This window comes from Candidatus Zixiibacteriota bacterium (assembly GCA_035574315.1).
Taxonomy (GTDB): Bacteria; Desulfobacterota; Binatia; order UBA9968; family UBA9968; genus DATLYW01.
The window spans coordinates 231,136-245,266 of the sequence record DATLYW010000048.1 but is presented as its reverse complement, the minus strand read 5'-3'; the positions used below and the strand labels follow the sequence as shown (position 1 = coordinate 245,266).

Below are 14,131 nucleotides of genomic sequence, written 5' to 3'. Positions count from 1 at the left end.
GGAGCCCGATGAATACCTTTCGGACCACGATCCTCTTGGCCGCCTTGACGGCTCTGTTGATCTGGATCGGCGACATGATCGGCGGTCGGCAGGGGGCGGTCATCGCGCTGCTGCTTGCCGGAGCGATGAATTTCGTGAGCTACTGGTTCAGCGACAAGATCGTGATCTCGATGTACGGCGGCCAGGAGGTCGGCCCTCAGGACGATCCGGAGCTTTACGGGCTGGTGCAGGACCTGGCCCAGCGGGCAAACCTGCCGATGCCCAAGGTGTATATCCTCCCGCAGGAAACCCCCAACGCTTTCGCCACCGGCCGGAATCCTCGACACGCGGCGGTCGCCGTCACGGACGGGATCCGGCGGATGCTGACGAAAAGAGAGCTTGCGGGAGTGCTCGGGCACGAACTGGCCCACGTCGCCAACCGCGACATCCTGGTAAGCACGATTGCGGCGACCATCGCCGGCGCGATCAGCTATCTGGCGCAGATGGCGCAGTGGGCAGCCATGTTCGGGGCCGGCCGCGACCGCGACCGCGAGGACGGCGGCGGCATGCTGGGCCTGCTGTTCATGATGATCGTGGCTCCCATCGCCGCCCTGCTGATCCAGATGGCGGTTTCACGATCGAGAGAATACGGCGCCGATGAAGGAGGAGCGAGGATCACCGGGGACCCGCTGGCGCTCGCCAGCGCGCTGCGCAAGCTGCACAGGGGTGTGCAGAGTATCCCGCTCGAGGCGAGCGACGCCACCGCCAACGCCACTGCCCACATGTTCATCGTCAACCCGCTGACCGGCAGCGGGCTGGCCGCGCTCTTCAGCACCCATCCTCCGATGGAGGAGCGGATCGCGCGGCTCGAAGCGATGGCGGCCCGAATGGGCGCGCGCGCTTACTGACCGCTCAGCCGACGATCCCCAGAGGAGAAAATATCTTTTCTTCCAGCCACGCCGAGAGGTCCGCGAGGCTTCTCGGCGTGATCTCGTGTCCCATATCGTATTCCCGGTAGGTGAGGGCGGCGCGAAGCTCGCGCAGGCGCTCGACCGAGGCGTGCGCGCGCCCGACCTCGATCATCCGGTCTTCGGAGCCGTGCTGCACGAGCACCGGTAGCGATCGGAGAGCCCCGTCTGCGCCCGCCCCGGAGACGATCTCGTCGGGCAGCCAGGAGCTGAGCGCGACCAGAGCCGCAAAACGGCCGGGATGGGCGAGCGCCAGGGCGTAGGCCATTACTCCTCCCTGGCTGAATCCCATGAGCACGAGCTTGCCCGGATCGACAGGGTAGCGGCCGACGCAATCGTCGATGAAGCGGTCGAGTTCGGCGCGCGACGAAAGGGCGGCGTCGACGTCGAAGGTTCCGCCCGCGGGATACCAGGCGTAACCGGTCGCTTCGGGCCCGATCGGCATCGCGATCGGCGCTTGAGGACAGATCACCAGGAAGCGGCCACCGCACAGGTAAGGGGCGAGCCCGAGCAGGTCGAAGGCATTTGCGCCCCGGCCGTGAAGCGCCAGCAGCGTGGGATGGGGACCGGCTCCCGCAGGCTCGTAGAGCGTGTGCACCAATCGCATCGAATCCTCCTTTTTCCCGACTCAGGCTCTCAGCCGCTCGAGGCTCTTCAGCCCGAGGCGGATCGGCACGACCACTGCGGCGGCGGTCAGGCCGGCCACCGCGATCAGGGAGGGCGCCAGCAGCCCCACCTCCGGTGCTGCGGGTGCCGCGGAGCGAAACGACTTCATGCCAAGGTAGTAGATCGGCCAGGCCTCGACCATCACGGTAAGGCCGATAAAACCGACGCCGAAAATCATGCAGATCGCTCCGCCGAAGCTGGTCGGGATCTCGGCCGCGTGATCGAAGTCGAACTTCGGGTAGAGCGCGCCCACGCCCACCGCGATCGCCGTCATGCCGAGCGCCATCGCGAAAACGGTGACGAGCGAGAGCGCCATCATCCATGCGGGAACCTGGAGCAGGAGGTTGCTCAGGAAAACGAGAATCTCGCCGAGGATCAGCAGCGGCATCAGATAGAGCCAGAACTTGCTCCACAGAACCGCCGTGAGCCCGATCGGGGCGGTCTGAACGATCCAGAAGGCCCGGCCCTCCAGACTGACCGCCGGAAAGGCGAAGCGGATCGCAACCGAGCTCAAGACGAAACCCGCGAGCGCCAGATTCGCGAAGCCGATCATCGTTTTGAGCGTTTCCGTCGGGATTGGCGCCCGGTCGAGAGGCAGAACCTTGAAATTGTACAGGTAGACCACGACCAGGGCCAGGAGCAAAAAGAGCTGCGACCACTGCGTGCTGTCGCGCAGAAAAATCTTGACGTCGCGAATCATCAGCGCGCGCAGCACCCCGGGAACCGGCCTCAACAGGGTTTCGAGCGCGTGCTCGAACCGCTCCGATTGCCGCCGCCCGCGGCGGGACTCCTGCGCCTTGGACCGGCCGCTCAGGTACACGGCGCTCGAGACGCAGCCGGTGACCCAGGGCAGGAAAAGCGCGTAGCTGGCGAGCAGCGCATAGAAAAAGCCGTGGTCGGTGGCACGGTTGAAAAGCGGCCGGGCGAGGACTTCGGCGGACCAGCTGCTCGGCAGGAAGGGCGACGACGGGGCCTCCATCGCGGCGAGGAACTCGAGAAAGTGGCCGAAGCTCTCCGGCTGGACCAGCCGCTCGGGTTGGGAGAAGCGGAACAGGAGATAAACGACGATGAAGGAAAACAGGCCGATGAAGAACAGGACTTCCCGAATCCGCTGCGCCGGAAGGAGATAGACCAGTAGATGGGTCACGAGCACGCCAAGCGCCGCCGGAATGATCAGGAAAAGCGGCAAGGTGATTCCCAACCAGAAGTAGTATTCCCAGCCTCCGCCGAACACGGTTCCGTAGGCGGCGAAAACCGGAAGGCTGAAGAACAGCATCATCCAGGAGGAGTTGACGGCGGTGGTGATCAGCCGGGAGTAATAGAACGACCCCATGGGGACTCGCGTCGACAGCACCAGGTCGAGATCGCGCGCCAGGAAGAACGAAGAAAGCGCCGTGATCAGGTTGCTGAAGAGCAGCATCGACAGGAACGTGAGCAGGATGATCAACAGAAGCTGGTAGGCGAGACCGGGACCGAGATCGTAGATCGATTGAAAGTAGATCAGCACGCGCCGGACCACGTAGTATACGCCGAGCCAAAACCCGGCCCCGATCGCAAGCAGCCCCGCGCGACGCCCCAGCCGCAGCCCGCCGCGTGAGAGGTCGTTCTTCCAGGAGCGCCAGAAGGGCCCCAGCAGCGTCGCAATCGCGGTCACGGCCGGGTACCGTCCGGGCCCCGCGTCTCCGCGGCTTCGCGGGTGAGGTCGAGGAAGACGCTTTCCAGATTGCCGTCCTGGTTTCTCGCCTGCGCGTGAAGCTCGGCCATCGTGCCGCACGCGATCAGGCGCCCGCGCTGGATGATCCCGATTCGGTGGCACAGCTCCTCGGCCATGTCGACGCTGTGCGTCGACAGGAAGACCGCCGCTCCGCCGCGCGCCAGGGATCGGAAGAGATCCTTGAGCTTGCGCGCTCCTCTGGGGTCCATGCCGACCATCGGTTCGTCGACGATGAGAATCCTCGGTTCATGGACGAGCGCGGCGCAGAAGACCAGCCGCTGCTTCATGCCGTGCGAATAGCCTTCGACGAGCTCGTTTCCCCACGCGCTCAGCTCGAATTCTTCGAGAAGCTCCGCGATCCGCCGCTCCAGCCGGGGCCGCTCCAGGCGATGAAGCCGGCCGACGAACTGCAGGAACTCCCGACCGCTGAGCTTTTCGTAGATGAAAGGACGATCGGGGATGAATCCGGCGATCGCCTTGGCGCGTTCCGGCTCGCGTTCCACGTCATGTCCGCCAAGAAAAACCTGGCCGGCGGTGGCCTTGAGCACGCCCATCAGCACTCGGATGGTCGTGGTCTTGCCGGCGCCGTTCGGACCGAGAAAGCCGAAGATCTCGCCGCCGGGAACTTCCAGATCGAGCGAGTCGACGGCGGCCACGTCGCCGTAGAGCTTCGTCAGGCCCGCGATCCGGATCACGTCACGACGCCTCGATCACCCGGATGCTCAACCGGCCGATGAGCTGGAGGACATCGATCTGCCGGTCGATGTCGCCCTCCAGGAACTTCACGTGAGCCGCGTCGGCGGGAAACTGATCGAGCGTGGCATCGAGGGAGACCCATTGGCCGAGCCACACTTCCGACCACGCGTGATAGTAAAAAGCGTTGCGCACGTAGGCCACTCCCACCACGGTCTTCGCCGGCAGTCCGGCGGCGCGCGCCAGCGCGTTGAACAGCACGGTGTGCTCGTTGCAGTCGCCCCGCTTGAGCTCGAGCACCTGGAGCGCGTTGGGAACGCTCACCGTCGGCTGCTTGGCCAGCTCGCGATGAACCCAGCGGCGGATGCGCTCGGCCGCCTCCCGCGCGTCCCGCTCCCGCCCGACGATCCGGCTCGCGAGATCGCGGATTTTCGGATGGTCGCTCTGGAGGAAAGGAGTCGGCTGCAGGTACGAAGCGAGCATCCGGTCGCGAACGGGGAGGCGCACGAACCGCAGGTCTTGCAGCTCCTCGCGCCGGATCTCGAGAACGTCGCCACGCAGCTTCTGGCGCCCCAGGCCGAGCATGGGGAAATTCATCGTCTCGACGCCGCCGAGACGCAGCCTCATCCGCCGGAGCCGCTCGGGATGCTCGACCGGACGGTCCGGCGCGATCGCGGTCGCGGCGATCAGGTCGAGCGGAACCGCGCGTGGTCCGGACGGCATCGCTTTCGCTTCGTTCGGGCTCTGGCGCACCAGGGTGAATCCCGCCGGCGATTCCTCCCGGAGCGTGCCTCCGGCTCCGTCCAGCCAGGAGACCACCGAAATCCCTCTGAACTTCTGCCTCACCCGCATCGCGGGCTCGGTGCGGTCGCCGACGCGGATCTGCTCCCGCCCTTCGACCACCACCGTCGTCACCTGCTGGGACAGGCTGGCCGGATCGAAGGTCGAAAAATAATACTCCTTGCCGGGTTGAAGCTGCTGGGTGGCGATGAAAGGTTTGAGCGCGGCCGGAAGATAAGGAGTCTGCGTCAGTGGAATCTCGCGCTTCGTGGCATGGCCGGCGGACTCGACCTCGAGCACGAGCCTGCCCGCGGCCGCGCGTCCCCGAGCCTTGAAACGGACGCCGTCGGATTGCAGATCGAAGTCGAACCGCTCGAGCGCCCATTCCGGATCGACTTCGACGTTGAGGCGAGTCACCGCAGTGCGCGTGGTGTCGAGCAGCCGCAGGCGCATGATCGCGTAGTCGGCGATGCGATAGCCCGGCTCACCCGGGCGGATCGCCTGAGTCGCGTAGCCTATCTTCTCTCCGCGGTAATAAATGCCCCACCATTCCTCCACGGGGCCGGCGAGCGCCCGGATGGCGGGCAGCGCAATCGGCGCCGGCGGCGCAGAAAGCTGGCGCTGCAGCAGCCAACCATTCATGACGACCCAAAAGGAAACAACGGCGACGCCGGCGGCTCGCTTCACAAGCATGCGGATGTCCGTATATGGTAAAGACAAAGGGAGAACGATTCAATGTCGGTCGAGGGCCGTGAGGGAGAGAGTTCCGAGGTGAGATTCGCCGCCGACCGCATGCTGGGCAAGCTCGTCAAGTGGCTGCGGGTGATCGGCCAGGATGTGATCTACGGGCCCCATCTCTCCGGCTACGGGCTCATCCGCGCGGCGCGTCGCGAGCACCGGACGATCTTGACCCGAGACCGCAAGCTCGCCCGCAAACACCCGCCGGAATTGATTTTCATCGCCAGCGACCGCTATCCCGAACAGCTGCGCCAGGTCATCGAGCACTGCCGGCTCGACCCGTTCGCGCGAGCCTTCAGCCGCTGCCTGGAGTGCAACGCCTTGTTACGGCCGCTGCCCAAGGAATCGGTCGAGGCTCTGGTTCCTCCGTACGTCTTCGCCACGCAGGAGCAGTTCTCGGGTTGCCCGGTCTGCCGTCGGGTCTTCTGGCGAGCCACGCATCACGAGAAAATGCTTGCGGAGCTCAAGAAAATCACCGGCGGCTGAGCTAGAATTTGGCCGGACCCTGTGCTAGAAGAAACCTGTTCGACGGCCGGGCTTCGTGTCGCTGACCGCGTCGGTTCCCGCGATCGCCCGGCGCCGTTCATTCACCAGATCGGAAGAATCGGGAGGTCGAGGAAATTGCGCGGCGGATAAGCCGGCAGGGCGTCCTGCTGTCGCATCGAAGCCACGAACGGCACTTTGAAGAGTTTCCCCGGTAGCTCAGTCGGTAGAGCAGTTGGCTGTTAACCAATTGGTCGGGGGTTCGAGTCCCTCCCGGGGAGCCAGCGTCACGGCTCCGCTTCGGCGGCCAGTGGCGGCCGGAGCGGAGCCCGTTTATCGACTCGGCGATCATCACCTTTCAACACGAACCGGAGGTCACCGGATGGCGTCGAAGATCATAGGCAACCCGACCCCGAGGGTCGAAGGCGAGTTAAAAGTGACCGGCAAGGCGATCTACGCCGTGGACGTCACGCTGCCGGGAATGGTTTGGGGCAAGCTGCTGCGCAGCCCCATCGCTTCCGGAAAGATCAAGCGCATCGACGCCGGCAAGGCGCTGGCGCTGCCGGGCGTGCGCGCGGTCGTCACCGGCGAAGACTGCAGAGGTCTCAGGATCGGGCGGAGGCTTTACGACATGCCGATCCTGGCGGACGGCGAGGTCAGGTTCATCGGCGAGAAGGTTGCGGCGGTGGCCGCGGACACGGAGGAGATCGCCGAGCAGGCGGTCGATCTGATCGAGGTGGAGTACGAGGAGACCGAGCCCATCCTCGATCCGCTCGAGGCGATGAAGCCCGGAGCGCGGCTGATCCACCCGGACGTCATGACCTACAAGGGGCTCCCTCGGCCGCTCAAGGAGCCGTCCAACGATTTCATCTACGTCACCTGGGGAAAAGGGGACATCGAGACGGGCTTCCGCCAGGCCGACATCATCGTCGAGAACACGTTTACCACTCCGGTGGTGCACCACGCGTACATCGAGCCCCATTCCTGCGTCGTCGACACGGCGGAGGACGGCTCGGCGAGGTTCTGGTCCTGCAGCAAGGTGCCGTACGGCGTCCGCGAGCAGGTGGCGAACGCACTGCGGCTGCCTCAGGAAAAACTCGTCTTCAACCCGGTCTTCATCGGCGGTGACTTCGGCGGCAAGGGCGATTTCATGGACCTGGCGGTGGGATACCTCTTGTCGCAAAAAGCCCGCCGGCCGGTCAAGCTGGTGATGGAGTACAGCGAGGAGTTCGCGGCCGGGAATCCGCGCCACGCGTCGATCGTCCGCGTCCGGACGGGCGTCAAGAAGGACGGAACGATCGTAGCGCACCACATGAATTTCATCTTCGACAGCGGGGCCTACGGAGCGTTCAAGCCCAATGCTTTCCTGAACGGTCCTCATCTCTCGGCCGGGCCTTACCGGATCCCGCACGTTTTCATCGAAGAGCACATGGTCTACACGAACAAGATTCCGTGCGGTCATATGCGCTCGCCGGGCGACCCCCAGGGAATCTTCGCCAACGAGAGCCAGATGGACCTCGTCGCCAAGCGGCTCGGCATGGATCCGGTCGAGTTCCGGCTCAAGAACTTCATGCACGACGGGGACATCGATCCGGTCGGAGAAGAGATCGGCTACATCAAGACCGAGGAGACCCTCAAAAAGGCGCTGGAGGAGTCGGGCTACCGACGGCCGAAGCCGAAAAACGTCGGCCGCGGAGTGGCGCTGGTGCAGTGGACGGCGGCCGGGGGCATCGGCACGGTCGAGATCAAGCTGGACCAGGAAGGCTGGGTGACCATCTCCTCGGCGATGCTCGATCAGGGCGCCGGGACTTTCACCGTGCTTTCGGAAATCGTGGCGGAAGAGCTCAAGGTGCCGCTCAAGCGGATCAAGACCGTTTCGGTGGACACGGCGACCGGTAAGAAAGATACCGGCGTGGGCGGCAGCCGGGCGACCCGGGTTTACGGGAACGCCGGGTATCAGGCGGCGCTCAAGGCGGTCGAGGAGATCAAGAAGACGGCGGCCGAGCAGATGGGAACGACGCCGGAGAACATCGTGCTCGCGGACGGCTGCGCGCTCCACCGGAAGCAGGAGCGCCGCCTCTCGTACGCCGAGTTGATCCGGGCCAAGGGGTCGCCGATCGTCGTGGAGGCGACCTACAACGACAGCAGCAAGGTTCACGACGCTTCGATGTGCGTGCAGGTCGCGGAGGTCGAGGTCGATCCGGAAACCGGACAGGTGCAGCTGAAGAAATTCGTCTCCACCCACAACACCGGAACGGTGCTCAATCCCCTCATGCACCAGGGGCAGATCGAAGGCGGAACGATAACCGGGGTGGGTTACGCCCTGATGGAGCAGTTGTTGATCCAGGACGGCAAGGTCGCGACCACGAACTTCGGCGAATACAAGATCCCCACGATCAAGGACATTCCGCCCTTCAGGAGCTCGGTGACGCAGAGGCCGAAGGGGGCGGGCCCTTACAACAGCATGCCGATCGGCGAGACCGCGAACATCCCGGTAGCCGCGGCGATCGCGAACGCCGTCGAAGACGCGTGCGGCGTGCGCATCAAGAACCTGCCGATCACCGCTGAAAAGGTCTACGAGGCGCTTCACGGGAACCGGTAACCGATGAAGCCGGTTCCGGGACACATCGATCTCGGAAAGTTTCGGGTCGTCGGCCGGCGGGAAAGCACCTCCGCGGCCGGCGAGCCGGAAGACTATTTGCTCGAGCAGAGGGCCGTGGTCCGGCTCAACGACGATCTCGTCAGGCTGGAGCGGTGCGAAGATTACACGGTCTTCTGCGACGAAAGCGCTTTCAGAAAACGGGCCGGCAGGCGGCCCTCGCCTCTGCAGTACTTCATCGCTTCGATCGGATTTTGCATGCTCACCCAACTGGCGCGCAGCGCGGCGCGGCTGGAGGTCGATCTGGACGAGGCGCAGATGGAATTGCGGGTCACCTACGATCTCAGGGGCGATTTGCAGCGGGCGCGTCCGTCCCAGGCGGCGCGGGGCCTGAGCTACGTCTTCAGCGTGACGAGCCGGGGGCCAGTCGAAAGCGTGATTCGCGCTGCCCAGGCGGCCGGCCGCGGTTGCCACACCGTGAACTCCATGCGCAAGCGGCTGCCCGTCTCGGGGCAATTGATGCTCAACGGCCGCCGGTTCACCATCGCCGACTGACAGGACACTGCCGGGAGTTCGATGTCGTCCCCAGCCGCGCTGGCCGGAGACCGGATTCGGCGACGAGCGGGTCTGGCTCGAGGAGCCGGTTACCCGAAGGAGCGATCAGGTGCCAGCACCGGCCAGGCCCATCCTTTGCGTTTCGGCCAGCCGTTCGAGCAGGGCTTCGGTGTCTTCGAAGCCGAGGCACGCATCGGTGATGCTCTGGCCGTAGATCACCGGCGCGTCCTGGCGCCCGCCGACGAGGTGGCTCTCCACCATCAGCGCGCGAACGGGGGAGTCCTGGAGGTTTGCCATAACCGCATTCGCCACGTCGATCTGCCGCGCGGCGTCCTTCTCGCTGTTGGCGTGGCTGCAATCGACCATGAGGACTTGGGGAAGGCCGGCGGACCGCAGCAGTGCGGCTGCTTTTCTTATCGACGCGGGGTCGAAGTTGGGCCCGCTCTCGCTGCCGCCGCGGAGCACGAGATGAGCGTAAGGGTTCCCGGTGGTCTCCAGAATCGCCGGCGCGCCCTCTTTGGTCAGCGAGGGGAAGAGATGCCGGTTCCGCGCCGCTCGTATCGCGTCGACCGCTACCTGAACGTTGCCATCCGTGCGGTTCTTGATGCCGACGGGCATCGACAAGCCCGACGCGAGCTCGCGGTGAACCTGGCTTTCCACGGTGCGGGCGCCGATCGCGCCCCAGCTGATCAGGTCGGCGTAGAACTGGCCGAAAGTGGTATCGAGGAACTCGGTGGCGGCCGGCACCCCCACCTCGAGAATGTCCGCCAGCAATTGCCGGGCGAGGCGCAAGCCTTTGTTGATGTGATATGAGCCGTCGAGGTCCGGATCGTTGATGAGCCCCTTCCAGCCGACCACCGTTCGCGGCTTCTCGAAGTAAACCCGCATCACGATGAACAACGCGCCGGACAGCCGGTCGGCGATCGGTTTGAGGCGCGTCGCGTACTCGAGCGCAGCCCTGGTGTCGTGCACCGAGCAGGGACCGACCACCACGAGAAGTCGCGGGTCCTCGCCGTCGAGAATGGCCTCGATGGCTCGCCGGGACTCGGAAACCCTCCTCGCGGCGGAATCGGTGAGAGGGATCTCTTCCGCCAGGATGGCCGGCGACAGCAGGGGGCGAGTCCTGGCGATGCGAAGGTCGTCGGTTCTCATTGCGCCGCCGCAAACAGGTTGTCGTCGCGGACCTCGAAGGTTTCGTCCCGCCGGCAGCGTGCCCGCTTCAACGGCCGATGATAAGTTCATTCGGCGGAAAAGGAAAGGGAAATCCCGGGCCGTCGGAAAGCTCGGGCCGATCGATCGGCGGCGCGGATCCGGATCTTGGAACCCTACTTCGCCGCCTTTTCCACGGCTTCCTGGAGGGAACGAAAGACCTTCAACAGATCGGTGGAGGTGATAATTCCGCAGACTGTGCCGTCCTCGTTGACCACCGGGAGGCAGTTGATGCGTTTCGAGAGCATCTTGCCTGCGGCGAGCGAAAGCTCGGTCTCCGGTTTTACCGTAACGACGTCGCGGGACATGAACTGGCTGACGTAGCTTGCTTTCCAGTCCCGTGTGCGCGCCAGGGCTCGCAGGATGTCCCGGTCGGAGACCACCCCGGCAAGGCGCGTGGCCGAATCGACCACCGGGAAGTGGCGAAAGGAATTGCTGCCCATCAAGCCCACTGCATCGGCGAAGGTATGTTCGGGCCGAAGAGTGACGACCTGTCTCGTCATTACGTCTTGAACGCACAAAGGCACTCTACCGACCAGCGCTTCGTGCATCGCCGCCTTTTCGCTGAGAGCTTTGACGCTGTGCATCTGGCCTCTCCTCCCTCCTTCGTCCCCGGCGCGTCGCAATGCGCGGCAGGGGGTATTGTCCGCCCGCGGCCCCGCCGAACCGGGGGAACCCCGAGAGGCCGGCGCCGGCGCTTTCGAAACGGCCGGACTCCCGCGCCGGAGCGGCACGACACGAAGGGCAATAGGGGTGCCAGAAGACAAAGGTTCCAGCAAATGCCAGCCAGTTCCTCCAGTGGCGGGAGCCGAGGTCTTCGGCGGGTCGTTTTTGTAACATTTTCGCGTTGCCGGTAGGAAAAAACGGACCGGCCGAAGGCGCTTCGTTCCCCGAATGGTTTGCGGCTCCTGGTTCCCGGTTTGCGGTTTTTGAACGATTGCAGCAGCGGGAGGGCGGGGTCCGCACAACCGTGGCACCATGTCGGAGCTCGCTGATATGCGAAGACCCAGGCAGCTCCACCCTTGGGACGTGACGCCGAAGGAGGCGGTGGCGATCCAGCAGAGGCTGCGCTCCAAGGTCATCGTCGAAAAGCTCGACCGGCCGGTTCGCTACGTGGCCGGCTGCGACCTGTCGGCGGCCAGGCATTCCGACGTGGCCTATGCCGGAATCGTGGTGCTGGAACTGCCCGATCTCGTCGAGGCGGCTCGGAGCAGCGCCGTCACCCGGGTGCGGTTCCCTTACATTCCCGGCCTTCTCTCGTTTCGGGAAACCCCTGCCCTGCTCGAGGCCTGGCGCCGACTGGCGATCACGCCCGATCTCCTCATGGTCGACGGCCACGGACTCGCGCATCCGCGTCGCTTCGGGATCGCCTGTCACCTCGGGGTGCTGCTGGATCTGCCGACCATCGGTTGCGCGAAAAGCCCGCTTGCGGGAAGTTTTGTCGAGCCCGGGCTTCGAGCCGGAAGCTATTCGATGGTCACTGACGATGGTGTCATCATCGGAGCCGCCTTGCGGACCGTGGACCGTGTCAGACCGATCTTCGTCTCGGTCGGACACCGCGTCACGCTCGAAGAGGCGATTTTCTGGGCGATCCGGTGCTCCAAAGGGTACCGCATTCCGGAGCCTACCCGCCGGGCGGACATCCTCGTAAACGCGCTCCGGCGGGGCAGCTAGCAAGGCGATGACGGATCGGCCCCAGGTTCATGAGTGAGCCGTAGACATCGTACGGGATCGTGAGGAAAGGCAGGTGACATAAGCAACGACGCGGAAATTCGGTACAACGGCTTGTCTCTTTGGATTTTTCGAGGGAAGATATCGGCGAGTTCGTTGAGGGCGAGCCGGGTCGGTCGGGTTGAGATCTGGACCTGCCACGTCACGGCGGCTCGACCGTTCGAGGGTCTCGATCGGTTCCATGCAAAAGCGGGAAACCGGGAACGGGAAACCGTTGTCAAGGGCGCGCCGTGTCGGTTGATGCCACGGTACCAATGAACTCTTCGGTCAATGCCGTGCCGGTATCCGCCAGCCGCGGCTTCAAAGCGACAGGTCGATCTCCGGCGGGAGCGGAGCGCGCTGCATGGGGACGAACGCCTCGTTTTTAGATCTTCTCAAGGTCCACGAGCGGATCGACGATCTTTTTCTTTCCCACCAGGAAGCGCTCCTGTGTCTCGACCTGGACCGCGCGGCGGAGATTCTTGTCGCCTACGAAGCGGAGCTGTTGACGCATATGGGGGACGAGGAAGAGCATTTGCTTCCGGTTTACCAGGGACGGGCCGGAAAGATTCCGGGAGGCTCGGTGGAGCTTTTCGTCGGCGAGCACAAAAAGATGAAAAATTTCCTGGCCGAGTTCCGGCAGGCGCTCCCGAACCTGCGGGGCGAGCAAGATTCCCGCCTGAGACGGTCGGTTATCGCTCTACTCGACCGGCAATTCATGTACAAGCATCTCGTGGAGCATCACGATCTCAGAGAGCAAAACGTCCTCTACCCGGTCCTTGATCGGGTCACGACGGAGGCCGAACGCATTTCCATTTTTCGGCGACTCCGCCAATCGTCGTAGCGGGGAGCTTGCCGGGCGCACCGTCATGTCGAGAATTTCTCCGACAGCCGTCTTTTCAACTGCCCGGGAAGGTGCCAAACTGGATCGGGAGGTGCCGAGCCGTGTGGAAAGTCGAAACGATAGGCGAAACGGCCGGGCTGGTCTGGAACCACTTGCACTCCAACGGAGAATCGACGCTCGCGGGCCTGGAAAAGGCCGTCAAAGCCCCGAAGCCGATGGTATCGATGGCCGTGGGCTGGCTTGCTCGAGAGGGTAAAATCCAGGTCAAGGAAGATCGACGGACGGTCCGGATCTCGTTGACCGGGTGAGGGGCGCGGCAGGCGCCTTTTCCCTTTCGAAAGGGGCTCGCCTCCGCGGACGGGTTTTGCCTGCGCCGGCCATTGGGACCGGCCGTCGGCGAGCTCGTCTCGACCGACTGCGGGGGCTCGGGAAAAACCGTCGGTCGTTCCATAGCGCCGAACGAGCGGGTCCCTCACCTCACAAACCGGTGCAAGGCCGAACGGAAACCGGCCTGCAGGAATATCCCGACGGCCGCAGCCCGCGTCGACGCGGGCTGCATGTCTCCACACTTGCGAACTCACTGATAACCTCGGCCCGCTCTCAGCGGATGTCCGCTACCAGGAAACTCCCTGGTAACCCGAAGCCGGAGACACGCCCGGCGCGGTTGCCCTCCAGGGCGGTGGCTAGTAAAATCCGGCCAGCGCTCGTTTCAGGAGGTTCGGTCATGAAGAACGCGCATGTGGCGTTGCTGGCAGCTCTCTGCTTCGCGACTTTCTCGACCGGGGCTTACGCGGATCTGCCGGAACCCAAAAGCGAGCGGGTCAATCCCGATGTCGAGGCGGCGAGAAAAGCGATCGACGCCAAGAACTACAAGGCCGCGCTCAGCCATCTGGCCAAGGCGGTTCAGGAGCTTCCCAACGACGCGGACGTCCACAACATGCTCGGTTACAGCTACCGCAAGACCAACCAGCTCGACAAGGCGATGGAGCACTACCGTACGGCGCTCAAACTCGATCCGAACCACCGGGGTGCGCACGAGTATCTCGGGGAGCTTTATCTCGATCTCAACCAGGTGCAGAACGCGGAAAAGCAACTGCAGGCCCTGAAGAAATCCTGCCCGTTCTTCGGCAGGTGCGACGAGTACGAGGACTTGCGGCGAGCAATCGAAAAGCACAAGGCCAGGAAGTAGGCAG

General features: G+C 64.3%; 14 protein-coding genes and 1 tRNA gene. 9 read left to right on the top strand and 6 right to left on the bottom strand.

Going from position 1 to position 14,131, the window contains the following annotated elements; genetic code table 11:
- Positions 1–8 precede the first annotated feature (8 nt).
- Complete coding sequence (gene htpX / locus VNN77_17545; protein ID HXG53204.1) at positions 9–887, top strand: zinc metalloprotease HtpX; 879 nt, start codon at positions 9–11, stop codon at positions 885–887.
- A 4-nt stretch (positions 888–891) separates the two neighbouring features.
- Here htpX and VNN77_17540 read toward each other — a convergent pair whose 3' ends face one another.
- The 4 genes from VNN77_17540 to VNN77_17525 are packed head-to-tail and all read right to left on the bottom strand — an operon-like array spanning position 892 to position 5,493.
- Positions 892–1,554 (bottom strand): alpha/beta fold hydrolase, encoded by a 663-nt coding sequence (locus VNN77_17540; GenBank protein HXG53203.1) that lies wholly within the window; start codon positions 1,552–1,554, stop codon positions 892–894.
- Between the two features lie 21 nt (positions 1,555–1,575).
- Entirely contained in the window at positions 1,576–3,267 is a 1,692-nt protein-coding gene (locus VNN77_17535; GenBank protein ID HXG53202.1) for a hypothetical protein, read from the bottom strand.
- Positions 3,264–4,022 carry an ABC transporter ATP-binding protein gene (locus VNN77_17530; GenBank protein ID HXG53201.1) on the bottom strand — a complete coding sequence of 253 codons (759 nt, stop codon included), beginning with the start codon at positions 4,020–4,022 and terminating at the stop codon, positions 3,264–3,266. Before VNN77_17530 ends, VNN77_17535 begins: the two co-directional genes overlap by 4 nt.
- 1 nt (position 4,023) lies before the next feature.
- Complete coding sequence (locus VNN77_17525) at positions 4,024–5,493, bottom strand: transglutaminase-like domain-containing protein (GenBank protein ID HXG53200.1); 1,470 nt, start codon at positions 5,491–5,493, stop codon at positions 4,024–4,026.
- Positions 5,494–5,535: 42 nt separating this feature from the next.
- Between VNN77_17525 and VNN77_17520 the strand changes: the two genes are divergently transcribed.
- The 4 genes from VNN77_17520 to VNN77_17505 all read left to right on the top strand — a co-directional run bounded on the left by VNN77_17520 (position 5,536) and on the right by VNN77_17505 (position 9,175).
- On the top strand, positions 5,536–6,024 hold the full coding sequence (locus VNN77_17520) for a Mut7-C RNAse domain-containing protein (GenBank protein HXG53199.1): 489 nt from the start codon (positions 5,536–5,538) through the stop codon (positions 6,022–6,024).
- A gap of 205 nt (positions 6,025–6,229) precedes the next feature.
- Positions 6,230–6,305 (top strand) — tRNA-Asn (locus VNN77_17515).
- Positions 6,306–6,403: 98 nt separating this feature from the next.
- Positions 6,404–8,623 (top strand): xanthine dehydrogenase family protein molybdopterin-binding subunit, encoded by a 2,220-nt coding sequence (locus tag VNN77_17510; GenBank protein HXG53198.1) that lies wholly within the window; start codon positions 6,404–6,406, stop codon positions 8,621–8,623.
- A 3-nt stretch (positions 8,624–8,626) separates the two neighbouring features.
- Positions 8,627–9,175, top strand: coding sequence for an OsmC family protein (locus VNN77_17505; protein HXG53197.1), 549 nt, complete (start codon positions 8,627–8,629; stop codon positions 9,173–9,175).
- A 105-nt stretch (positions 9,176–9,280) separates the two neighbouring features.
- Here the strand turns inward: VNN77_17505 and VNN77_17500 are convergent, their stop codons facing one another.
- On the bottom strand, positions 9,281–10,327 hold the full coding sequence (locus VNN77_17500) for a 3-deoxy-7-phosphoheptulonate synthase (protein ID HXG53196.1): 1,047 nt from the start codon (positions 10,325–10,327) through the stop codon (positions 9,281–9,283).
- Positions 10,328–10,500: 173 nt separating this feature from the next.
- On the bottom strand, positions 10,501–10,971 hold the full coding sequence (locus VNN77_17495) for a CBS domain-containing protein (protein ID HXG53195.1): 471 nt from the start codon (positions 10,969–10,971) through the stop codon (positions 10,501–10,503).
- 409 nt (positions 10,972–11,380) lie between these two features.
- Between VNN77_17495 and nfi the strand changes: the two genes are divergently transcribed.
- From nfi to VNN77_17475, 4 genes are all read left to right on the top strand, one after another.
- On the top strand, positions 11,381–12,058 hold the full coding sequence (gene nfi, locus VNN77_17490; protein ID HXG53194.1) for a deoxyribonuclease V: 678 nt from the start codon (positions 11,381–11,383) through the stop codon (positions 12,056–12,058).
- Positions 12,059–12,458: 400 nt separating this feature from the next.
- On the top strand, positions 12,459–12,938 hold the full coding sequence (locus VNN77_17485) for a hemerythrin domain-containing protein (GenBank protein HXG53193.1): 480 nt from the start codon (positions 12,459–12,461) through the stop codon (positions 12,936–12,938).
- Positions 12,939–13,039: 101 nt separating this feature from the next.
- On the top strand, positions 13,040–13,246 hold the full coding sequence (locus tag VNN77_17480) for a winged helix-turn-helix domain-containing protein (protein HXG53192.1): 207 nt from the start codon (positions 13,040–13,042) through the stop codon (positions 13,244–13,246).
- A gap of 416 nt (positions 13,247–13,662) precedes the next feature.
- Complete coding sequence (locus VNN77_17475) at positions 13,663–14,127, top strand: tetratricopeptide repeat protein (GenBank protein ID HXG53191.1); 465 nt, start codon at positions 13,663–13,665, stop codon at positions 14,125–14,127.
- Positions 14,128–14,131 lie beyond the last annotated feature (4 nt).

Coding starts and splice junctions, on each gene's coding strand:
- htpX (HXG53204.1), top strand. CDS start 9: ATGAATACCTTTCGGACCACGATCCTCTTGGCCGCCTTGACGGCTCTG.
- VNN77_17540 (HXG53203.1), bottom strand. CDS start 1,554: ATGCGATTGGTGCACACGCTCTACGAGCCTGCGGGAGCCGGTCCCCAT.
- VNN77_17525 (HXG53200.1), bottom strand. CDS start 5,493: ATGCTTGTGAAGCGAGCCGCCGGCGTCGCCGTTGTTTCCTTTTGGGTC.
- VNN77_17520 (HXG53199.1), top strand. CDS start 5,536: ATGTCGGTCGAGGGCCGTGAGGGAGAGAGTTCCGAGGTGAGATTCGCC.
- VNN77_17510 (HXG53198.1), top strand. CDS start 6,404: ATGGCGTCGAAGATCATAGGCAACCCGACCCCGAGGGTCGAAGGCGAG.
- VNN77_17505 (HXG53197.1), top strand. CDS start 8,627: ATGAAGCCGGTTCCGGGACACATCGATCTCGGAAAGTTTCGGGTCGTC.
- VNN77_17500 (HXG53196.1), bottom strand. CDS start 10,327: ATGAGAACCGACGACCTTCGCATCGCCAGGACTCGCCCCCTGCTGTCG.
- VNN77_17495 (HXG53195.1), bottom strand. CDS start 10,971: ATGCACAGCGTCAAAGCTCTCAGCGAAAAGGCGGCGATGCACGAAGCG.
- nfi (HXG53194.1), top strand. CDS start 11,381: ATGCGAAGACCCAGGCAGCTCCACCCTTGGGACGTGACGCCGAAGGAG.
- VNN77_17485 (HXG53193.1), top strand. CDS start 12,459: ATGGGGACGAACGCCTCGTTTTTAGATCTTCTCAAGGTCCACGAGCGG.
- VNN77_17475 (HXG53191.1), top strand. CDS start 13,663: ATGAAGAACGCGCATGTGGCGTTGCTGGCAGCTCTCTGCTTCGCGACT.